Below are 21,774 nucleotides of genomic sequence, written 5' to 3'. Positions count from 1 at the left end.
GGCGGTCACCGGGTGTCTCCGGCCGGTCGTGCCGGTCGGGTGGCGCGCCGGGGGGTCCAGGGCAGTGGCAGATCGTCGCCGTCCTGGCGGGGCACCACATGCAGGTGAAGGTGGAACACCGTCTGGGTCGCGGCGGCACCCCTGCTGGTGATGACGTTCGCGGCGGGCAGGCGTCCCGCCAGCTGCGCGGCCGCCGCCATGGCCTGTGCGGACACCGCCGGGTCGGTGCCGACATCGGTGACGTGGACCCGGGGGACGACCAGCACGTGCCCGGGAGTGACCGGATGGCGGGGCAGGATGGCGATCGCCTCCGGCCACCGGCCGACGACCGAGGCCGGGGCACGGCCCGCGATGATCTCGCAGAACACGCAGTCCCTTGCCCCGTGCGGGCTCGGGGTGCCGGCCGGGTCGCGGATGATGTCCATGGGGGTGCCTCCTGCCGTCGCCAGGACCTGGACAAAAGCCTCCAGGCGGTACTGGCTACCTACCCCCGGTACGCCCGCCCGGAAAGCGCGAGGCCCCTGGTGGTCGAGGCGGGCGCCCGCCTCGGCCACCAGGGGCCTTCTGCGATCACGTCGTCGGGCTGGTGGATTCAGCCCGGTGATCTGGAGTCTTCACCATGACCCCGTTCGGGGCCGGTCCGTCGGCCGGCCCCGGACGTGGCAGGATCAGCCGCCCGCCGTCCAGCGGTACGCGCCGTTCCGGTAGCCGCGGACGTTGGCGTACGGGTAGTAGTTCTTGCCGTTCCCCGTGTAGTAGAACTTGACCTGGGCGTAGGACGTCGCGTAGGACCAGTTACTGGCGTGGGTCAACGACTTGTGGACCCACTTCCTCGGCACGAACTTGTACTTGTTGTAGGTGTAGTACTTGAAGGTCGCCTTGGCGTAGGTGACACGGCTGCCGTTGTAGCACCAGTAGAGCTTGTTGCCCACGTAGCCGACCCAGGCGCCGTTGGAGAACTTGTAGCCCTGGTACCGCGTGTAGGAGCGGCAGTAGGTCGCCGCAGCGATGGCCTGCTGGTCCTTGGCCGTCACGCCGCCCGACTTGTTGGCCTCGGCGACGAGGTCCTTCTTGGAAATAAGCCCCTGGGAGACGGCGGACGCCTCCTTGAAGGGGGCGGCCGGCTTGGCCTGCGCCTGCGCGGCCGGGCCCGCAGCGAACAGGCCGGCGGCCAGTGCTCCGGTGAGGACGGTCACAGATGCGACACGCCGCATGTGTTCCTCCATGCTTGGAATGGGGGGAGCGCGCGGGCACCGGAAGGCTGCCGGTACCACTCGCGCCTTTTCTCGCTCAGTGTGATGCCTGTGACCCTCGGTTGGTTCCGGGTACAGGGATGTTTTTTTGTGTTCTCTGTAACAGGAGTTCTGATCAGACGCACAATGGGCGTTTTTTCGCGATGTTTTGCGCCGTGAGTCCCATTTGTCCGAATCTAGAGTCGGTGCTGGTCAGGAGCACGCGGAGGAAGGATTCGCAGGATCGCGTTCAGGGCGGCTTCGACGGCGTGGTCCGGCGGGGTCGCGTAGCCGACGACCAGACCGTCCTCGGGCGGGAACGGCGCGTCGGGGTGGCGGAACGACGACAGGCCGTCCAAGGCGATGCCGGCACGGGTGGCGGCATCGACGGTGGTCGCCTCGGTGCCGGCGGGAAGGCGCAGGACGGCGTGCAGCCCGGCAGCGATCCCCGTCACATGGACGTGCGGCGCGTGTTCGGCCAACGCGGTGACGAACCGGTCGCGCCGGGCGCGGTACCGCTGCCGCATGCGGCGGACGTGCCGGTCGTAGGAGCCGGAGGCGAGGAAGTCGGCCAGGGTCAGCTGGTCCAGCACGCCCGCCCACGCCTCGCGCTCGCCCTTGGCGGCCAGCACGCCGTCCACGAGATGGTCGGGCAGGACCATCCAGCCGAGCCGGACGGCCGGGGAAAGGCTCTTGCTGACGGAGCCGATGTAGATCACCCGGTCGGGGTCCAGGCCCTGCAACGCGCCTATCGGACGGCGGTCGTAGCGGAACTCGCCGTCGTAGTCGTCTTCGAGGACGAGCCCATCTGATGACCGCGCCCAGTCGACGGCGGCCGTCCGGCGGCGCGCGGGGAGGGGCCCTCCCGTCGGGAACTGGTGCGCGGGTGTCAGGAGCACCGCGCGTTCCCGGCCGGTCAGTTCGTCGACGCGTGCACCGTCGCCGTCCACGGTGAGCGGCCGGGTGCGGATGCCGGCCTGCGACAGCAGCCCCCGGTGGAACGCCAGGCCGTAGCCCTCCACGGCGAGCGGGCCGCGCAGCACCCGGCCGCCGAACAACAGCCGCAGGGCATGCGCGAATCCGGAGCAGACCACGATGCGCCCCGGAGCGGTCCGGACGCCGCGGGTGCGGGCCAGGTACTCGGCGAGCGCGTGGCGCAGTTCGGGTCTGCCGCGTGGATCCCCCGGGCCGAACGCCTCGTTCGGCGCGGCGGTGACCGCCCGGCGCGCCGACGCCAGCCAGGAGGCGCGCGGAAAGGACGACGCGTCCGGCTGCCCCTGCCGGAGATTGTGCACCGGCCGGCCTGTCTTTGCGGGGCGTCGTCCGCCCACAGGAGACGGCTCCAGTCGTGGGGAGCGGCGCGGCAGGGAGGGCTCCACGCGGTCCGCCACCCGGGTCCCCGAGCCCTGGAGTGCGGTCAGCCAGCCCTCGGCGACGAGTTCGGCGTAGGCGTCGGCGACGGTGTTGCGGGCCAGGCCGAGGTCGGCCGCCAGCGACCGGTAGGGCGGCAGCCTGCTGCCCGGGGCCAGCCGCCCGGACCGGACGGCCTCGCGCAGCGCCCGCGTCAGGGCGGCGCGGCGTCCGCCCTTGCCGGTCAGCTCCAGGTGCAGGTCAGCGCCGATCCGCTCCGCCAAATTGACCCAGCTTTTCGCCATGGAATTGCACCCTACCGCGGGTCTTTTCTCCTCCTAGCTTCGTGTGCAGGGCCCCGCGCTGTGCGCCGCCTGACTCGACTCGGAAGAGAAGGATCATCATGAACGCTCTGCGATCCGCCGTCCGCGGCGACGTCCTGCTGCCCGGGGAGCCCGGCTTCGAGGCGTCCCGCCGTCCCTGGAACCTCGCCGTCGACCAGCCGGTGGCGGCGGTCGTCGAGGCCGCCGACGCCGATGACGTCGCCGCCCTCGTCCGGTATGCCCGCTCCGCCGGACTGGGCGTCGCCACCCAGCCCAACGGGCACGGCGCCACCGGGCGCACCGACGGCACCATCCTGCTGCGCACCCGGCGGCTGGACGAGGTGCGGATCGACCCCGCCGCCCGCCGTGCCCGCGTCGGTGCGGGAGTACCGTCCGGACGCCTCCAGGCCGCCGCCGCACCGCACGGCCTGACCGGGCTGCCCGGCAGCTCCCCCATCGTCAGCGTCACCGGCGTCGCCCTCGGCGGCGGGCTGAGCTGGTTCGGGCGAGCCCACGGCTGGGTCGCCGACAGCGTCACCGCCATGGACATCGTGGACGCCGATGGACGGCGGCGGCGCATCACCGTCGGCACCGACCCCGACCTGTTCTGGGCCCTGCGCGGCGGAGGCGGCGACTTCGCGATCGTGACCTCGCTCGAACTCGCCCTGCACCCGGCACCGCACCTGTACGGCGGCCGGATGCTGTGGCCCGCCGAGCACACCGCCCGCGTCATGGACGCCTACCGCCAGATCACCGCGGAGGCCCCTGACGAGCTCACCGTCTGGCTGGACCTGCTCCATTTCCCCGGCTCTGACCCGATGGTCGCCGTGGACGCCACCTACCTCGGCGACGAGCACCGCGCACGCAATCTGCTCAGCCCTCTCGACCGTGTTCCTCATCCGCTGTCCGACAGCAGGCGGACCATGACGGTCGCCGAGCTCGGCACCATCACCGCCGAGCCCACCGACCCCGGTGCCGGTTCCTCACGCGCCGAACTGCTGACCGACCTGGACGACGCCACGGCCAAGTCGTTGTCGGCCGACCCGATCGCGCCCTTGCTGAGCGTGCAGATCCGTCACCTGGGCGGGGCGTTCACCCGGCCGTCCGACTCCCCGCACGGTCCGCTGACCGAGCCCTACGCGCTCTACATGTTCGGCATCCCGTCCGACCCGGCCGCGGCCGAGGCGGTCGACGCCAGGCAACGCGCCCTCAGCGGTTCCGTCGCGGTGAGCGGCCGCAAGCCCTTCACCTTCCTCAACCCCGCCGAAACCGTGGCGGACGCCTTCGCCCCCGCCACGGTGAACCGCTTGCGGCGCATCAAGGACCACCACGACCCGCACAACGTCTTCCGCAGCAACTTCCCCGTCCACGCCTGAACGTCGCTCAGCAGACGGGTTCGAGAGCCATGTCGGTCGTTTCCGAGGGAGCGCCGGCCGCCGCGGGCTCTTCGGCGGGCTTCGTCCGCTTCGGCAGCAGGAGGGCGGTCGCGACCATCACGAGGGCCAGCGCGGCGCTGATGACGAACGCCAGCCGCATGCCGTCGAGCTGGGCGACCGTCCGGGTGACTCCGTCGGCGATCCGGCTTTCGGCCCGGCCGGCCATCACGGTCACCACCAGCGCCGTGCCGAAGGCCGCGGCGACCTGCTGGAGAGTGCCCAGCATCGAGCTGCCATGGGAGTACAGCCGGGACGGCAGGGCGCCGAGGCCGTGGGTGAACACCGGGGTGAACGTCGCGGCCAGCGAGACCATGAGCAGCGCGTGCAGGCCGAGCACCTGCCAGTACGGCATCGTCGTCGAGACCTGAGTGAAGCCGGCCAGGGCGAGCACGATGCCGATCGACCCGGGAATGATCAGTGCCCGGGCGCCGAGGCGATCGAAGAGCCGTCCGACGACCGGTCCGAGCAGCCCCATCGCCAGCCCGCCGGGCATCACGAGCAGGCCGGTCTGCAGCGGGCTGAGGCCCCGCAGGCTCTGCAGGTAGATCGGCAGCAGGATCATCGAGCCCATCATCGCCATGAACCCGAGCGACATCAGCAGCAGGGACAGGGCGTAGGCGGGGTGCCGCAGGACGCGCAGGTCCAGGAGCGGAACGTCGCGGCGCTGCAGCCGGAGCTGGCGGACCGCGAACACCGCGATCATGACGAGCCCGGTCAGGACGATCGCCGCGGGCACCGCCGTCCCGCCCCCGCCGAAGCGGCTCAGCCCGTACACCAGGGAGCCGAAGCCGGCGGCCGCGGCGACGACGCTGAACCAGTCGATGGAGCCGGGCTGCGGCTCCCCCACGTTCTCCAGCCGGGCCAGGCCCCGCCAGGTGACCAGGGCCGCGACCGGCAGCACGGCCGCGAACAGGAACCGCCACGAGCCGAGTTGCAGGATCAGCCCCGAGACGGCCGGGCCCATCGCGGGCGCGACCGAGATCGCCATGGTCACGTTGCCCATCACGCGGCCCCGGTCGTGCTCGGGCACGACGGTCATCAGGGTCGTCATCAGCAGCGGCATCATGACGGCCGTCCCGGACGCCTGGACGATCCGGGCGACCAGCAGGACCTCGAAGACCGGCGCGACCGTGGCCAGCGCGGTCCCGGCGAGGAAGACGCCCATCGCGGTGGCGTAGGCGCGCCGGGTGCTGACCCGCTGGAGGAACCAGCCGGTCACCGGGATCACCGCGGCCATGGTCAGCATGAACGCCGTGGAGAGCCACTGCGCCGCCTGCTCGGTGACGTTCATGTCCGTCATCAGCCGCGGGATCGCGTTGATCATGATCGTCTCGTTGAGGATGACCACGAACGTCGCGAGCACCAGCAGCCGGATCACCGCGGGCGTCCGGCCGGCCTTGGGGGCTCGTCCGGTCGGCGCGTTCTCAAGGTCGGGGGGCGGGAGTTCGCGGCTCGGCGTCCGGTCTGCGGGCTCATGTGTGGTCGTCATGCCGGATTAGACCGGCTTCGCCGCCGGAACTCATCGCTCTCGCCCGGCGCCTTGCCGCGAACCGCACGGCGGCGCGTCCTACCAGCCCGACAACGAACATGACCGCTCCCGCCGCAACGGACTGCCAGGGGAGGGTGGCGACCAGGACCAGGCAGCCGGTGACACCGAGCACGTTGAGCCAGCGCGGCCAGCGGCGCTGGCCGGACGGCTGCGTGAACGCCGCGGCGTTGGCGATCGCGTAGTAGATCAGCACCCCGAACGACGAGAAGCCGATGACGCCGCGCAGATCGACCGTGGCCACGAGAGTGCTGACGACGACGGCGAGGGCGATCTCGGCATGGTGCGGCACCCGGTGCCGGGGGTGGACAGCGGCCAGCCAGGCGGGCAGATCGTGATGACGGGCCATGGCCAGGCCGGTGCGGCCGATACCGGCGATGAGTGCCAGTAGCGCGCCGAGAGCGGCCAAGGCGGCGCCCACCCGCACCACCGGGGACAGGACGCCCGCACCGGCGTCCTGCACCGCGGTGGTCAGCGGAGCGGAGGCGGTGGCGAGCCGGTCCGGCCCGGCGGCCAGCAGCGCCGCCACCCCAACCACCACGTAGACGCCGACGGCGAGCAGCAGCGCCATGGGAATGGCGCGGGGAATGGTGCGATCGGGCTCGCGGACCTCCTCGCCCATGGTGGCGATGCGGGCGTACCCGGCGAACGCGAAGAACAGCAGCCCGGCGGCCTGCAGGATGCCGTAGGCGCCGCCCGTGCCGAGGGCGGACCAGCCGCCGAGGTTCGCCGTACCGGCGTCGCCTCCCAAGGCGATCCCGGCGACCAGCACGGACAGGACGGTCAGGCTGGTGGCGACCAGGACGCGGGTCAGCAGGACGGTCCGGGTCACACCCCGGTAGTTGAGCGCGGTCAGGGCCAGCACGCCCGCGACCGCCGCGGCGCGCTGCGCCCACCACGGCCCGGGGACCGCGTAGGAGGCGAAGGTGAGCGCCATCGCCGCGCAGGAGGCGGTCTTGCCGGCCACGAACCCCCACCCGGCCAGGAAGCCCCACCAGTGCCCGAGCCGCTCGCGGCCGTAGACATAGGTACCGCCCGAGGTCGGATACACCGCCGCCAGCTGCGCCGACGCGGTGGCGTTGCAGTAGGCGATCAGCGCCGCGAGGGCGAGCCCGATCAGCAACCCGGTCCCGGCCGCGCGGGCGGCGGGGCCGAACACGGCGAACACGCCGGCCCCGATCATCGACCCCAGCCCGATGACCACCGCGTCGCCGGTGCCCAGCCGGCGCGCCAGGCGGCCTGCTCCCGGTACGGACACCATCGCTCCAATTTCCATCAAGCCGTTTTGATGTATCGTGGGCGGTATGGCACCGCCGGGTCAAGCCCCGCCGTTCGTCCGCCTGGGCGCCCATCCGCTGCGCTGGCGGCTGCTGACCGAGTTGGCCGCCGGCGACCACCGCGTGCGCGAGCTCACGGCCCTGGTCGACGAACCACAGAACCTGGTCTCCTACCATCTGCGGGTCCTGCGCCAAGGCGGGCTGGTCACCGTGCGGCGAAGCAGCTTCGACGCCCGCGACAGCTACTACCACCTGGACCTGGACCGCTGCGCGCAGGCGCTCACCGCCGCCGGCACCGCCTTGCACCCCGCGCTGCGCCCCACCCTGCACCCGGGCCCGCCACCACCGCCGGTCCCCCCTACCGGACGATCGGCTCGGCTCCGCGTCCTGTTCACCTGCACCGGGAACAGTGCCCGCTCACCGATCGCCGAAGCCCTGCTGACCCGGCGCGGCGGCGGCCACGTCGAGGCGGCCAGCGCCGGAAGCCACCCCAAACAGGAAATCCACCCCCATGCCGTCCGGGTTCTGCGCGAGCGCTACGGCATCGAGATCGCCGATCGGCGACCGCGGCACCTGGACACCGTGACCGGCCGCCGCTTCGACTACGTGATCAGCCTGTGCGACAAGGTCCGCGAGGTCTGCCCGGAGTTCCCCGGCCACCCCCGGCTGGTCCACTGGAGCATCGCCGACCCGTCCGCCCCCGGAGACGCCGGCGAAGACGCCGGCGAAGACGGCTACGCGGTCTTCTGCCGCACCGCCGCCGAAATCGACACCCGCGTCCGCCATCTGCTCGCCGCTCTCGTTCACCCACAGGAGGTGCGACCATGACCGCAACCGACGAACTCGCCAGCGTCCGATACCTCGTCGACGACGTCCAGGCAGCAGTCGACTTCTATACGGGCCATCTCGGATTCACCGTGCGCAGCAACGTCGCGCCCGCCTTCGCGGACGTGGTCCGCGGACCACTGCGGCTGCTGCTGTCCGGGCCGGCCAGCTCCGGCGCCCGCGCGACCCCGGCCGACTCCGCGACCGCGGGCCGCAACCGCATCCACATCATCGTCGGGGACCTCGATGACGAGATCGGCCGGCTGAGCGCGGCCGGGTTGTCCTTCCGCGGTGATCCGGTCAGCGGTCCCGGCGGGCGGCAGATCCTGCTCACCGACCCCGCCGGCAACCTCATCGAGCTGTTCCAGCCCGCCCGGCCGACGGAATGATCAACAAACCGGGGTGACCGTCCGACACCGCTGTTAGCCTCCCCCAGGTGAAGATCGCCGCCATTGAACAGACCCTGCGCGTGGACCCCGGCGACCTCGCGTCGTGGCTCGCCTACGGTGACCGGCTCCTGGAGCAGGGCGACGCCCGGGGCACACTGATCCGTCTCGAACAGCGCCGCGACCGCCTCCGGCCCGCCGACCGCGCGGCCGTGGAGAGCGATATCGCGGCGCTGGTCGCTGAACATCGGCAGGGGTGGGACGCGGCGCTGCCGCCGGGTGCGACCGTCCTCGAACGCCGGTACGGGTTCGCGACGAAGGTGGCCGTCGAATGGTCCGACGCCGCCCCCGTGCAGATCGAGCAGGCTCTGCGGGGGCCCTTCGTGACCGGACTGCGGATCACGCCTCCGCCGAGCGAAGGTGACGACGACTACGTGTACTGGGAGGACGACCTCGACGACGACGGCGAGCCGAACCCGGCCAGGTCCGTCGACACGGGCGGGCTCGCGACGCTCGACCTCGGCCGGCTCACCGAACTCGACCTGTCGTACCTGCGCATCGGCGCGCTCGGCGCCAAGACCCTCGCCGTCTCGGCGTACCTGCGCGCCGAGGCCGGTGACGTCAAGACCGCCGGGTCCCGCCTCGAATCGCTCGATCTGCGGTACTCGCGCGTCGGCAACACCGGCCTGGCGGCCCTCGCGGCGTCCCCGGCCTTCTCCGGCGTGCGCCGCCTGCACCTGCAGCGAAACGTGATCACCGAGAAGGGGATGCCCTCGCTGCACCGGTTCGAGAACCTGACCGAGCTCGACCTGCGCTACAACGAGATCGGCACGGACGGGGCGCGGGCACTGCTCGCGGCGCCGTTCGCCGGCGCGCTCAAGCGGCTGTACCTGTACCGCGAGGACGTCGGCGGCGACGGCGCGGCGCTGCTCGCCCAGGCCCCCCAGCTCCCGCCCGCACTGCGCAGCTATTGGAGAAGCGCATGAGCATCGAACTCCGCGACCGGTTCTTCGCCCTGTCGACCGGCCACGCCCCCGCCGAGGAGGTCGCCCGGTACCGCGCGCAGGTCGACGCGACCGACACCGAACCCGCGGCGACGGTCGACGGGCTCGCGGTCTCCTGGCATCCGACGGCGCGGTTCAAGCAGGTGCGTTTCGTTGACGCGGAACACATCGAGGGCGAGGCGCGGGACCTGTTCGCCCGGCCCGTCGAGACCATGCCGGATCTCGCCGCCGTCTTCGCCGACCCGCGCGAACTGTCGTTCCGGACGTTCGAGAACATCCTCCCGCTCGACCGGCTCTTCTCCGACGTCCCGCTGGACCTCGAACTCACCGGATGCGAGGAGTTCGCGAAGGGCGCGTACACGCTTTCGCTCGGGCTTCCGGCCCCCGCCCGGTCCCGCCTTGAGGACCTGGACTCCCTGAACCTCTACGTCCCGCCGCTCAATGCCTCGTCGCGCGGCGGTGAACGCTTCATCTTCCATTCGGGCCTGCTCGCGGAGGCGCTGACCACGGCGGTGCGCAAGGCGATGCCGGAAGCGCTGCTCGACGGCTTCTCCCACGTGAACCCCGTCTTCCGCTGCAACCGTTTCGAGCCCGACGACGCCAATTTCCATCCGCACCTCGACACGCCCTACTACGACGCCGCGCGGAACCACGTCTCCCGTTACACCGTCCTGCTCTATCTCACCGGCGGCGAGGGTGAGCCCGCGCTCGACCTCGCGGACGGCGGCGCGCTCACCGCGATCGAGCCCTTCACCTGCGTGGTCTTCGACCAGCGGTACGAGCACGAGGGCGCCCCCTACCGCGACGGCCGCAAGGTGTTCCTGCGCACCGAGCTGATCTTCACCGACACCGGGCTCGGGCACGATCCGGAGATCGGCGCGCTGTTCGGCAAGGCCTGCTACTGGACGGGCGAGAGCGTCTTCGCCCCCGAACTCGCCCGGCACGCCGACGCCTACTACAACCGGGTCGCGGCCGCGCACTGGAACGGCCTGGCTCCGGCGTCCGGCAGCGAGCCGTTCGTCCACAAGCGGTTCCGCGGTGTGGACTACGTCGCGAACGGCTATGACTTCTGGTTCGCCAAAGACGGCGGGCTATCGCCGACCGAATGCGCCGCGATCACGCTGCTCGACTATTTCAACTGCAAGGTCGGTGGCGCCGCCTTCCGGTCCCTCTGCGATTCGGAGGTGATCGAGGCCGACGGCACGGACTGGATCCCGGCGTTCCTCAAGGGCAAGAGCGGCGAGTCGCCGGTCGTGCCGTTCGACAAGTCCATGCTGTTCCCGGAGCCGGAGCAGCCCAACACCGACGAACTGCCCGACTGCGCCTGCGGGATCTGCAGCGGCGACGTCCTCGGGCCTCACTTCGACACGACGCGCAACGGCGACGTCATCAAGCAGTACACCCACGCTCAGGACGCCGCGAAGGCGGACATCATGCCCGCACCGATCCTGATGCTCGGCGAGGAGGTGCTTCTCGACCCGGACATGTTCGTCGTCGAGGGCAACCGCATCCACGTTCTCGGCAAGGAATCGCCGGCGCCGGTGAACTTCGCCGCCTGCCAGGGCGGGCCGCCCTTTCCCTCGGCCAAGACCTTCATCGCCACCGCGGCCACCGTCGACGCGGCGCACTTCCTCGTCCCGCCGATCCTGTTCGCCGAGTCCGGCGGCTGCCACCACCTGACGTTCGACTTCTTCCGCAACTCCTGGATGGTGGACCACGAGCAGTCCACCGTGTCCGTCCCGATGATCCGCCGGTTCGACATCGAGGCGGACCTCGACGAGGACTGGGAGGACGACGTCTGCGGTTGCTACTGCGATTGCGAGTGCGACTGCGAGGAGGACGACTGCGTCTGCGGCACCGACTGCGAGTGCGATTGCGAGTGCGCCGATGAAAAGGACGAGGAGGACGAGCGCGAAGAGGAGGTCTCCGGCTCCTAACGGCGCACGGACAACTCGGCCATCCGGGCCAGGGCGGCCACCCAGAAGCGCTGACGCTCCGGGGTCTGCCCGACGACGTACGTGGCCCGCAGCTTCGGCGGCAGGTAGGGCAGCAGCCGGGCCACGAGGTCGAGATGCCGTTCGAGCTGGGACACCTCGGCGTTGGAGAACACCTGGTGGACCAGGTCGGTGTCGTCGGTGCCCTCGGCGGACGTCTCGGCCGCGGCCGCCAGCCGCGCCTCCCAGCTCGCGCGGTTCCTGGCGATCTCGACCAGGCCGATGTTCTTCCGGCCGGCCAGCCGCGCCTCCAGCGCGGACAGCGGCACCGGGGCGTACTCGCCGTCACCGAGATAGATCAGGCCCGGCTCCAGCGGCATGTCCGCCTCGTGCAGCTTGATCAGCCGCTCCAGGGTGCGCTTGGTGACCCAGTCGCGGCCCTCGTCGTCGATGTCGTTCTTCCACCACTCCAGGACCGTCTCGGCCGTCTCCCCGTAGGTCGAGATCAGCCACTCGTTGGCCGGGATGTCGTCCGGGCGCACCTCGTAGCTGATCGTGAAGCGGCTGGCCTGCGCCACGTTGTTCGCGGCGACGAGCAGCTTGCGGCCCAGGTGGTAGGGCGGGTTCTGCAGCGCCACCTGGGCGCGGAGGTTCGGGATCCGGCGCCCGGCGAGCGTCCATTCCTGGGTGACCTCCATCAGCTTGGCGAAGGTCGCCTTGTCCTTCGGCCGGTTGTACTCGTCCCAGACCAGCACCTTGGGCTCCGGGTCGAGCAGCGACCGGGCGAGCATGGCGCTCAGCGAGCCGTCCGGGGCGGGCACCGGCACGCACAGGTCCTCGACGTTGGTCACCGGCAGCGAGAAGTAGACGGGGGCGCGTCCGGTCTCCTCCCGGGCGATCTGCTTGGTGATCTCCGTCTTGCCGCATCCCGGCGGCCCCTGGAGCAGCACGGCCCAGCGGTGGGTCATCGCGGCCCGCAGGATGCGGCGGACGGGGTCGGTGACGGTGGCCGGGTTGCTCGCCCCGACCGCCGCGGCGATGGCGTCCAGCACGTCCGCCGTCCGGTCCCGGCCCGGCTCGCCGTCCTTGCCCTCCTCGGTCAGCGAGAGCCGGGCGCCGTTCAGCAGCGGCAGCCCCCAGGCGAGCGGGAACCCGGCGCGGGCGCAGTCGAGCACGTGCTGCAGAGTGCGCGGGGAGAGCAGGTAGCGCAGCCGCGGGCTCAGCGAGGCCCACTCCCGGAACACCTCGCGCAGATCCCAGTCGGGGAACCGCGCGGCGAGCGCCTGCCGCCAAGCGGTGTCGTTCGGGCCCAGCCGGATGGTGACCATCCGGTCCAGGATCGCCAGGTCGGAGCGGCGGACGCTGGTCTCGGCCAGCGACTCGTTGTCGGTGAGGAACACCCCGACGCAGCCCAGCTCCCGCAGGTCGTACTCGCCCAGCGTCCAGTTGCAGGCGATCTGCATCAGCTGCGACTGCACGGTGCTGCCCGCCTGCAGCGAGTCGTCGATGAGCAGGACGAACGGCCTGCCCGGGACGAGCTGCCGCATGACGAGCTGGCGCAGCACCAGCTCGCCGCTGTGGTCGTCGCGCACCGGGGCGTTGACGAGCAGGTCGTCGGGGGTGAGGTTGGCCGCGGGGACGACGACCAGGGTCGTGCCGGGGAACCGCTTCGGCACGTACGACACGAACGTGGACGTCTTGCCGATCCCGTGCTCGCCGAAGATCTGCCCGGTCTGGCCGGTGGCGACCATCGCGTCGATGAACTTCTCCAGCTTGGCGGTGGGGCCGTCGTCCTGCGGGTCCGGGTAGGTCGCGGTCGGCCGCCACCGCCGGCCCGCGATCCGCTCCGCCTCGGACGGCTCGGCCTCGGACGGCTCCGTAACGGTCACTGCTGCTCTCTCCTCGATCATCGTCCGGACGTGACGCGGTGGCAGGCCATCGGGGGGTCGTGCCGGTCCGGCCAGTCGTCGCCGCCGTCGGTGATGAGCCAGATCCACCGGTCGGGGTCGGCGGGGGTGACGTGCGGCGCGTACCCGTCGGTCACCATGATGATCGCATCGGGCTCCACCGCCAACGGCTTTCCGCCCACCTCGGCCCGGCCCTCGGCGTAGTCGACGACGTTCTGGAAGTTGGTCCCTCCCCCGCCCACCACCCGCTCCCCGGGCACGAACGGCGTCACGACCCCGTCGAAGCTCAGCCAGTGGCTCTCCACCCCGTCGGTCTGCCCGACCAGGGTGGTGAGCCATTCGACCACGGAGTCCGGCATCGACCCGGACGTGTCGAACGCGATGAGCACCACCTTCGTCCGCTCCGGCCCGCGCCGGGTCAGCATCGGGTCGTGGCCGAGCGCCAGCAGGATCGCGCCGTGCTTCTTCGGGTAGATCAGCCGGTCGCTCTCGCTCAGCTTCGAGGCGAGCACGTCGACGAGCCACCGCTGCCACCAGTCGACGCGGCGGGTCTTCGGAGTGGTGCCGCGCAGCTTCTCCAGGCCGAGTGTGCCCCAGAGCCGGCTCAGCCGCTCGCCGCCGTCGGCCGTCCGGTCGGCCAGGTCGAGCAGCTCGGCACGCGCCGCCGGGTCGCCACGGAGCGCCGCCTGCATGACCTGACGCAGCACCTCGTCCCCCAGCCGCTCCACGGTCTCGGGGTCGAGCGGCACGCCCGGCCGGTCGTCCGCGTCACCGCCCAGGTGGATGCAGAACCTCGGCGTGGGCTCGTTGAACGCCTTCATCCGCCGCAACTCGCCGTATACGGTCAGGTCGGTGTAGATGAACTCGTCGTACGGCAGCGGGGACAGCCCTTGCCCCTGCAGATCCTCCCGGTACTGCTCGTAGACCTTCGTGGGGTCGACGCCGACCGGCTCCCGGGCGCCCTTGCCGCCGTCCGACGGGACCGTGGGCAGGCCGGACCACCGCAACCGTTGCAGGGCCACGTGGTTGATGGCCACCTCGGCGGCGAGCGTGAACGCCGGGTCGCTGCGCAGGTCCTCGTCCACGTGCAGGTGCCGGTGCATCAGGTGACGGGCCTCGTGGAACAGGACGAACTTCACCCCGTCGAAGTCCAGCTCCATGAAGAAGTACGGGTTGTAGAGCAGCGCGCGGGCACCGTCGCCGAAGGCGACCACCGCGGCGGTGGGGATCGCGGTGGTCGGGATGTGGTGGTGGCACTTGGCGTACAGCCAGGACGCCACCGTGCTCTGCCCGACCCCGAAGTCCAGCAGTGCCGACTCCTTGCGCCGCCGGGCCTGCTCGACCACCTCCGGGTCGGCGGGCTCGGCGGCGAGAAGCCGGCGCAGGTCCGGCAACCGCGGTCGCCCCGAAGACACCCGAACCCCCCGCTTCCCGTCTCATCGCGGCAAAACCCCTTACCGCTCAAGGCACGATAGCGAGCCGGGGCCGGCGAAGCAGACGCTGTCCACGAGGTGCGCACCTGGATCGCCGCCGCCGGGGCGGGCGGCGGCGGGTCAGGGCCATCAGTTGTCCGCGGAGATCCGCAGGTTCGGGGGGACGATCTCCTCGTAGGCGGGCAGGCGCTTGACGAGTCCCGTGGTGCGGTGGAACTCGATGGCCGAGTCGAAGGACGCGCGGGTGAAGCCGATCTGCGCCGGGATCTCCCGCTGGACGATCGGGGGCAGGTCCGTGAGGGCCTTCGGGTCGGTGCCCTTCAGGTAGGCGGCCAGCAGGCCGGGGATCTCGTCCGGGTGCTCGTGGATGTCACGCTGGGCTCGGGCCAGGGCCCGCTGGAATGCCGCGATCTCCTTCTGCTTCTTGTCCATGAGGCTTTTGGTCGTGAAGACGACGCCGTGCACGGTCTTCTCGAAGCCCGGAATGTCACCCCGGGACGGGGAGATGTAGAGGGATCCGGCCCCGGCGGCCTTGGCCTGCTGCGCGATGGGCTGGAAGAACGACAGCGCGTCCACCCTGCCGGTCTTCAGGGCGCCGATAGCCGAGGTCGACTGCGCGCCGAGGTTGACGAGTTCGGCGTCGCGGTCGGAGCGCATCCCGACCCGCTGGAACAGGTAGGTGATGAGCGCCTCGGTGCCGCTGCCGGGCCCGGTGATGCCGATCTTCTTGCCGCGCAGCGCGCGGATCCGGTCGTCGAGCGAGGCGGACGCGGGCGCGCTTCGGAAGTCCTCGCCGACGATGATGTCGACGTAGTACCGGTCGACGAGGTCGCCGACGAGGCGCGTCCCGTCGTCGATGCGGGCGAGGTTGAGGGCGTCGGTCAGCACGGCGGCGATCACGCTCAGCACGACGAGCGTGGCGAACACCCCGGCCGTGTCGAACTGCGCGGCCGCGTCGTTGATGAGGTAGCCGAGGCCGCGGTTGGACGCGACCAGCTCACCGATCACGGCGCCGATCAGCGCGTACGGGATCGCGACCTTCATCCCGGTGAGGACCCCGGTCATCGAGGCGGGCAGGACCACCTTGAGCGTGACGTGCCACCGGCCGCCGCCCATCAGCCGGACGGCGTCGACCAGCCCGCGGTCCACCTCCCGGACGCCGGCGACGGTGTTGAGGAACACGAGGAAGAAGACGGTGGCGGCGGCGAGCAGCACCTTCATGTGCATGCCGATGCCGAACCAGACGATGAACAGCGGGGCGAGCGCCACCTTCGGGATCGAGTACAGGGCCATGATGAACGGGTCGAGGACGCGGTAGAGCACCGTCGCCGACGCGAGCAGGAACCCGGCGAGGACGCCCGCCGCCGCGCCCAGCCCGAACCCGTAGACGATCTCCTGGATGGTCACCCAGGTGTTGGACCAGAGGACGCCGTCCTGCTGCCACTCGACGAGGCGGTTCCAGATCTCGGACGGGCGGCTGGTGAAGATGACGTCGAACCACCGGTCGGCCGCCCACTGCCAGACGAGCAGCAGCGCCGCCACGAGGACGACCCGGGCGGTCCACACGCCCACCGAGCCGCCGTGCCTCCCCCAGAAGCCGCGTTCGATCGGGACGGTCTGCGGCGCGTCGTCGTCCTCGACCTTCGGGGCGGGCCGGGTCTCCGCGTTCATCGGGCCCTGCCCTTCTGGGGGGCGCCCCCCAGACCCCCGGGACCGGGAGCCCGACGATCCTCGCTTCGCTGCGGTCATCGGGCTCCCTCCCTCAGGGCGTCCGTCAGCTTCCGGTGCAGGGCGACGAACCGGGCGTCGACCCGCATCTCGTCGGGGTCGCGGGGGCGGGGCAGGTCGATGTCCTCGTCCAGTACGACGCGGCCGAGGCGGCCGAGCACGACCACCCGGTCACCGAGCAGCAGCGCCTCCTCGATGTCGTGCGTCACGAACACCACGGTCTGGCCGCTGCCCTGCCACAGCCGCAGCAGTTCCTTCTGCAGGTCGGAGCGGAGCTGGGCGTCGAGGGCGCCGAACGGCTCGTCCATCAGCAGGGTCTCGGGCTCACCGGCCAGCATCCGGGCCAGGCCGACCCGCCGGCGCATGCCGCCGGACAGCTCCCGCGGGTAGTGCCGTTCGAACCCGCGCAGGCCGACGCGTTCGATCAGCTCCGCGGCCCGTTCACGGCGCTCGCGACCGGGCACCTTCCGCAGCTCCATCGGCATCTCGATGTTGCGCCGGACGTCCCGCCACGGCATCAGCGTGTCGGACTGGGTCAGGTAGCCGACCTCGACGCGCGGCCTGGAGACCGGCTGCTCGCGGTAGTACACCTCGCCGGACGTGGGCGGGACGAGCCCGGCGAGCAGGTTGAGCATCGTGGACTTGCCACAACCGCTGCGGCCGAGCACGCTGACGAAGCCGCCCTCGGCGACGTCCAGGTCGAAGTCGCGCAGGGCCACGATGCCCTTGTCATCCTTGACGAACTGCTTGGTCAGGTTTCTGATCTTCAGGACCTGGGTCATGAGCCGGCCTCCCCGGCGCGGTCGGCGCCGGCGAGCCGGCGGCTGTTGCGGACGGCCATGGTGCGGACGGCCTCCTCGGTGAAGCCCTCGGCGAGGAGCCGGTCGGCCATCAGCGCCAGCCCGTCCTCCACCGGGGGGTTGAACGGCTGGCCGAGGTCGCTGGACAGGACGGAGTGCTCGGGCCCGACGGCCCGGATGTTCTCCACCCAGACGTCCCAGGAGACCTTGCCGGTGTACGGGGTGGTGAAGCAGCGCTCCATCAGGGCGCCCTTCGCCGCGAGCTCCCGCTGCCGCTCGACGCCCACGCGCTGGGAGGTGAACTCGGGGTGGGTGACGACGATGCGGCGCACCCCCTCGGCGACGGCCGCGTCCACGACGGTGCCGATCTCCGCGGTGCTGAGATGCCCGGTCGCCAGCGTCATGTCGTGCTTGGCGATCACCTTGAGGACCTGCCGGGTGGCCTCGTTGACCTTCCCGTCGGCGCCGAGGACGTCCACCGGGTCGGCGGCCATTCCGTCCGCGCGCAGTTCCTCCTGCAATAGCGCCCACATCGGAGGGCGCGCCCCTTCGGGATCGTGCGCCGTGCACTCGCGCTGGTTGGCGCTGTCCACGGTCGGCAGCCACACGAACTGTGCTCCGGCGCGTCCGGCGAGCTCGACCGCGACGGGGTTCATGCCGCCGACCGAGCCGTTCAGCGTGATGGCTCCGACCGCGCCGAACCCGGGAAAGGCGGCCCGCACCACCGCGGCGCGCTCCGCCGTGGGGAAGTAGTGCGACTTCAGCACGAATCCGCCGAGCCCCACCTCCGCGAACCTCGGCGCGAGGGCGAGGTCGTCGATGCGGCGCCGCATCACGTCCGGGGCCACGTGGATGTGCACGTCGTACGCACCCCGCACAAGCTCACGCGCCCGATCGGACGGCTTCGGGTGTTCGGTCATCCCAGCCCCTTGTGTCGCCACTACTGATGCCGAGATTGTTAACAATTTCGGCAACAACGTCAATAGCCCCTGGTCACAAGAGAGGCTTCACGTAGCGAAGGACGGGGACGTCGACGACGCCCGCCGCGGTGGGCGCCGCGTAGGTCATCGGCCCGGCATCGTGCCATCCGTGGAACTCGTAGAAGCGCCGCGCCCGCGTGTTGCCGGGGACCACCGCGAGCCACGCCTCGTCGTGCCGCCCCGAGAACCGCTCCTCCGCATGGCGCAGCAGGGCCCCGCCGACACCGCGCCCGCGGGCCGACCGCGCGACGGCCAGCTGGACGACCTCGCCCTCGTCGTCGCCGAGGATGATCAGGCCGAGCAGCTCGCCGTCCTCGCTCGCCACGGTGGTCGAGCCCGCGTACTTCTCCGCGTGCGCGGCGAAGTGCTCGGGCCCGCGGGCGTCCATCAGCGCGCCGGGCACGTGCCCGGCATGCCCGTCGAGCCAGGCCGCCCGCCAGAGCACGGCCAGGCGCGGCGCCTCGTCCGGCCGGGCAGGTCGAAGGATCACGGTCCCCACCTCCATGTCAGCTCGTTGATGCCAGGCACACGGTAAGCGGATGGGCTGGTCAAGGGGAGGGCAAGAGGTCGTGTTCGGGCGGCTCGCTGGACCGGTGAGCGGGGACGGCGGGCCGTAGGGTCCCTGCGAATCGGGCTATCGGGGGAGGCCGGTATGTGGGGGCGTAGGAAGGTGTCGGCGGCCGTCGCCGGAGTGGCGGTGGCGGCGTGCGGTTCCGCGGCGTGGCCGGCCCGGGCGGACGGCGGGTGGGTCCTCGTCGCGCACGAGGGGTTCGACCGGCCGCTGCGGGTCGACGGGAGGCCGTGGCGGCTGGACCCGCAGGGGAAACGCAGCCCGTGGCACGTCGACGCGTTCGACGATGACGGGGAGGCCTGGAAGAAGATCAGCGGGCCGTTGTTCGGGCGGGAGCTGGACACGCTGAACGTGTTCCGCAAGCGCGTCGCGTTCGGGCGCAAGGGGTGGCTGACCGCCGAGGTCGCCGCCGTGGACAAGGACAAGGACGGGCGTCCCGACTCGCGGCCGGGGGTCTCGAACGCGTCGCTGCCGGGCGGGCAGAAGGTCGCGCGGATCTCCGAGCCGAGCTGGGACGCCGGGGTGCTGATCCGGCCCACGCGCCCGCTCCCGGCGCACTACCGGGTGGAGATGACGCTGCGCGGCATCGACTTCGGCGGCAAGCGGCACGGCACGTTCGACTACAACGGCAGGCACAACGGCTACACGAAGGACCCCTGCAAGACCCGGTATCCGTGGACGTTCCAGGGCGCGCTGCCCGGGAAGTCGCGCTGCCAGTATCCCGACGTGACCAGGGAGAACGGGTTCTACTACCTGACGATCCTCGACTACGCGACGCCCGCGCCGCACGGCAACCCGGGCATTCACTTCCGCCGCAAGGTCATCATGGACGGTTACTACAGCGACGACGACCGCTGGAAGAACGCCGCGACCTGCAATCCCAAGACCCGGAAGCTGTACCGGACGTTCGACGGCACGTTCAACGGAGTCAACGCGCTGTTCCCGCGCGGCGACATGTTCCGCGAAACCGCCAACAACAACATCAGCAACGAGTACTTCGCCAAGACCGTCTGCGGAAATGCGTCAATGGACAGGCGGTACGGGCCGCGCGGCCGTTTCGAAGGTCATCTGACCAGCGCCGAACTACGGCCGGAACTGCTGCCGAAGGCCGCCTACCGGTTCGCCATCGAACGGGACCGCACCGGGTACACGCTCGAAATGAGCGGCCCGTTCCTCCACATCGGGCAGGCAACGCTGCGCGTCCATCACGACTTCGTGGAGAACGGCCGTCCGATCTGGCACTACAACCAGACCCCAGGCGAGTACGACGGCCGGTTCGACCGCAGGCTCGTCCACAAGGGCCCGGCCGGGACGTACACGACCGAGCACAGCTGGCCCAAGGGATCGGCCTACCCCGATTCCTTCATCATCGGCGACCCGCACCTGAACTACTACGAGGGAGAGGCGTACGTCGACGACATCCGCCTGCACGTGCCGAAGAACGAGAAGTGACCCGTCGCCTGTCAGCAGCGGCCGACCCAGGAGCACTCGAGTTGCGGGCCGCTCCGCGACGTGAGCATGCTCCGGGCCGGGGCGGGTTCTCCACCGGCCAGCCGGATCGCGATCTTGTCCTCGATGTCCTTGGGCGCCCCGCCCTGGTAGCCGTTGAGGACGACCGAGAAGAGCAGCCGGTGTCCGGACTCGTCGGTGACGTATCCGGAGAGCGCGCTGGCCCCGCTCAGCGTGCCGGTCTTGGCGTGCACGTTGCCCGCGGCCGGAGTGCCCCGCATCCGTGAGGTGAGCGTGCCGCCGGTCAGGCGGTCGGGGTCACCGGCGACCGGCAGCGCGCCGTACCAGGTGGAGAACCAGCGCGCGCTCTGCGCCCGCCTGAGCATCGTGGCGACGTCCTGGGCGGTCGTGCGGTTGCCGCGCGACAGCCCCGAGCCGTCGACCATGTCCAGCCGTCCGACCGGGACGCCCTGGGCGCGGGCGTACCGCTCGATCACCGGCAGCCCCGCCGTCCAGCTGCCCTTGCCCGCCTTCTTCCGCCCGATCGCCTTGACCAGGCTCTCGGCGATCATGTTGTTGCTGAGCTTGAGGAACGGGACCACCAGCTGCGACAGCGGCATCGAGGAACGGTAGGCGACGGCCCGGACGCCCTTGGGCGTCCTGCCGCGCTCGGTCGTGCCCCTGACCTGGACGCCGTGCGCCCGCAGCGCGTTGCGGAAGACGTCCGCCGCGTACATCGTGGGGTTCTCGACCGTGCGCAGGGTGGTGTAGGCGGCCCCGCCCGCCGGGTAGGAGCCGCTCACCACGATCGTGTTCGTGCCTTTCGCCCGGTTGACCGACAGCGTGGACGCCGAGCCGGGCTTCCCGGTGACCGCCTTGTTGTCGATCTTGACGACATGGGTGGCGGGGGTGAGCCCGACCTTCACGGGTTCGCCTTCGGCGCCCGGCGCGACCTTCACGTTCACGGATCCGGCGTCGAAGTCGTCGTTCGGTGCGACGGTCAGCGCGGACGTCTGCCCGGCGTAGTAGTACTGCAGGTCCGTCGGGTCCCATGAGGCGGGCGTGCGGACGGCGTCGAACCAGGTGTCGTCCGCGACCAGGTCGCCCTCGACGCGCCGGACCCCCCGCGCCGCGACCTGGGCGGCGAGCCGGTCGTAGTCGGCGGCCCGCGTCGTCGGGTCCCCGGTCCCCTTCAGGTACAGGTCGCCCTTGACCGACGACCCGGACACCGACCCGGCGTACACGCCGGTGCGGAAGCGGTACCCGGTGCCGAGCAGCGACAGCGCCGCGCCGGAGGTGTAGATCTTGAGGTTCGAGGCGGGCAGCACCGGCGCGGTGGCGCCCCGCGAGTAGCGGACGGCGCCCGTCTTCGCGTCCCGCACGACGACGCCGACGGTGGCGCCCTTGAGGCGGGCGTCGGCGAGGATGGCGTCGAGATCGGTCTTCAGTTCGCCTGGTGCGGCGGCCCGGGCCTGCGGATGCATGGCGGGAGCGGCGAGCAACGAAACTCCGGCGAGCAGGACGGACGTGATTCGCACCAGTGATCCACGCATGGGGTGTGATCGTAGGGCACCGGACGGGGCCACGGCGTCG

At 71.2% G+C, this 21,774-nt stretch carries 18 protein-coding genes; 6 read left to right on the top strand and 12 right to left on the bottom strand.

Translation table 11 applies throughout. The features are described 5' to 3' along the window. Positions 1-5 precede the first annotated feature (5 nt). From ACQPXG_RS04485 to ACQPXG_RS04475, 3 genes are all read right to left on the bottom strand, one after another. Complete coding sequence (locus ACQPXG_RS04485) at positions 6-425, bottom strand: HIT family protein (protein ID WP_433466339.1); 420 nt, start codon at positions 423-425, stop codon at positions 6-8. Positions 426-668: 243 nt separating this feature from the next. Further along, on the bottom strand, positions 669-1,214 hold the full coding sequence (locus ACQPXG_RS04480; RefSeq protein WP_433466338.1) for a hypothetical protein: 546 nt from the start codon (positions 1,212-1,214) through the stop codon (positions 669-671). A 215-nt stretch (positions 1,215-1,429) separates the two neighbouring features. After that, entirely contained in the window at positions 1,430-2,887 is a 1,458-nt protein-coding gene (locus ACQPXG_RS04475; RefSeq protein WP_433466337.1) for a PLP-dependent aminotransferase family protein, read from the bottom strand. Positions 2,888-2,985: 98 nt separating this feature from the next. Here ACQPXG_RS04475 and ACQPXG_RS04470 point away from each other — a divergent pair, with 98 nt between their 5' ends. Then, on the top strand, positions 2,986-4,281 hold the full coding sequence (locus ACQPXG_RS04470; RefSeq protein WP_433466336.1) for an FAD-binding oxidoreductase: 1,296 nt from the start codon (positions 2,986-2,988) through the stop codon (positions 4,279-4,281). 7 nt (positions 4,282-4,288) lie between these two features. Here the strand turns inward: ACQPXG_RS04470 and ACQPXG_RS04465 are convergent, their stop codons facing one another. After that, positions 4,289-5,830: an MDR family MFS transporter gene (locus ACQPXG_RS04465; RefSeq protein ID WP_433466335.1), complete on the bottom strand. Its 1,542-nt coding sequence runs from the start codon at positions 5,828-5,830 to the stop codon at positions 4,289-4,291. Continuing rightward, the gene (locus tag ACQPXG_RS04460; RefSeq protein WP_433466334.1) at positions 5,814-7,148 is read right to left on the bottom strand and encodes an APC family permease; all 1,335 of its coding nucleotides are present in this window, start codon (positions 7,146-7,148) and stop codon (positions 5,814-5,816) included. The genes ACQPXG_RS04465 and ACQPXG_RS04460 overlap by 17 nt, the downstream gene beginning before the upstream one ends. A 43-nt stretch (positions 7,149-7,191) precedes the next feature. On the opposite strand from ACQPXG_RS04460, the gene ACQPXG_RS04455 reads away from it, so the two are divergent. Genes ACQPXG_RS04455 through ACQPXG_RS04440 form a run of 4 tightly spaced genes read left to right on the top strand, consistent with a single transcriptional unit; the run spans position 7,192 to position 11,316 of the window. Beyond that, complete coding sequence (locus ACQPXG_RS04455) at positions 7,192-7,992, top strand: helix-turn-helix domain-containing protein (protein WP_433466333.1); 801 nt, start codon at positions 7,192-7,194, stop codon at positions 7,990-7,992. Continuing rightward, a complete protein-coding gene (locus tag ACQPXG_RS04450; protein ID WP_433466332.1) occupies positions 7,989-8,378 on the top strand; it encodes a VOC family protein in 390 nt (129 codons plus the stop codon). Before ACQPXG_RS04455 ends, ACQPXG_RS04450 begins: the two co-directional genes overlap by 4 nt. A 47-nt stretch (positions 8,379-8,425) precedes the next feature. Then, positions 8,426-9,361, top strand: a complete 936-nt coding sequence (locus ACQPXG_RS04445) for a hypothetical protein (RefSeq protein WP_433466331.1) — start codon at positions 8,426-8,428, stop codon at positions 9,359-9,361. Beyond that, positions 9,358-11,316, top strand: a complete 1,959-nt coding sequence (locus ACQPXG_RS04440) for a hypothetical protein (RefSeq protein ID WP_433466330.1) — start codon at positions 9,358-9,360, stop codon at positions 11,314-11,316. The genes ACQPXG_RS04445 and ACQPXG_RS04440 overlap by 4 nt, the downstream gene beginning before the upstream one ends. On the opposite strand, the gene ACQPXG_RS04435 is transcribed toward ACQPXG_RS04440, so the two are convergent. The 6 genes from ACQPXG_RS04435 to ACQPXG_RS04410 form a co-directional block, all read right to left on the bottom strand. Next, the gene (locus ACQPXG_RS04435) at positions 11,313-13,202 is read right to left on the bottom strand and encodes an AAA family ATPase (RefSeq protein WP_433466329.1); all 1,890 of its coding nucleotides are present in this window, start codon (positions 13,200-13,202) and stop codon (positions 11,313-11,315) included. The two genes, ACQPXG_RS04440 and ACQPXG_RS04435, sit on opposite strands and share 4 nt — an antisense overlap. A gap of 17 nt (positions 13,203-13,219) precedes the next feature. Then, complete coding sequence (locus ACQPXG_RS04430) at positions 13,220-14,614, bottom strand: DUF2201 family putative metallopeptidase (RefSeq protein ID WP_433466328.1); 1,395 nt, start codon at positions 14,612-14,614, stop codon at positions 13,220-13,222. Between the two features lie 168 nt (positions 14,615-14,782). Continuing rightward, positions 14,783-16,324, bottom strand: a complete 1,542-nt coding sequence (locus ACQPXG_RS04425; protein WP_433466327.1) for an ABC transporter permease subunit — start codon at positions 16,322-16,324, stop codon at positions 14,783-14,785. Positions 16,325-16,398: 74 nt separating this feature from the next. Beyond that, positions 16,399-17,163, bottom strand: a complete 765-nt coding sequence (locus ACQPXG_RS04420) for an ABC transporter ATP-binding protein (protein WP_433466326.1) — start codon at positions 17,161-17,163, stop codon at positions 16,399-16,401. Continuing rightward, positions 17,160-18,101, bottom strand: coding sequence for a DUF6282 family protein (locus ACQPXG_RS04415; protein ID WP_433466325.1), 942 nt, complete (start codon positions 18,099-18,101; stop codon positions 17,160-17,162). The genes ACQPXG_RS04420 and ACQPXG_RS04415 overlap by 4 nt, the downstream gene beginning before the upstream one ends. 73 nt (positions 18,102-18,174) lie before the next feature. Further along, a complete protein-coding gene (locus ACQPXG_RS04410; RefSeq protein ID WP_433466324.1) occupies positions 18,175-18,651 on the bottom strand; it encodes an N-acetyltransferase family protein in 477 nt (158 codons plus the stop codon). Positions 18,652-18,813: 162 nt separating this feature from the next. Here ACQPXG_RS04410 and ACQPXG_RS04405 point away from each other — a divergent pair, with 162 nt between their 5' ends. Continuing rightward, positions 18,814-20,184, top strand: a complete 1,371-nt coding sequence (locus ACQPXG_RS04405; RefSeq protein WP_433466323.1) for a hypothetical protein — start codon at positions 18,814-18,816, stop codon at positions 20,182-20,184. An 11-nt stretch (positions 20,185-20,195) separates the two neighbouring features. On the opposite strand, the gene dacB is transcribed toward ACQPXG_RS04405, so the two are convergent. After that, entirely contained in the window at positions 20,196-21,734 is a 1,539-nt protein-coding gene (dacB, locus tag ACQPXG_RS04400; protein WP_433466322.1) for a D-alanyl-D-alanine carboxypeptidase/D-alanyl-D-alanine endopeptidase, read from the bottom strand. Positions 21,735-21,774 lie beyond the last annotated feature (40 nt).

Origin of the sequence: Spirillospora sp. CA-128828 (assembly GCF_050945415.1) — a bacterium.
GTDB lineage: Bacteria > Actinomycetota > Actinomycetes > Streptosporangiales > Streptosporangiaceae > Spirillospora.
Note: the sequence above shows the minus strand (reverse complement) of the source record. Positions and strands in the feature narration are given on the sequence as shown.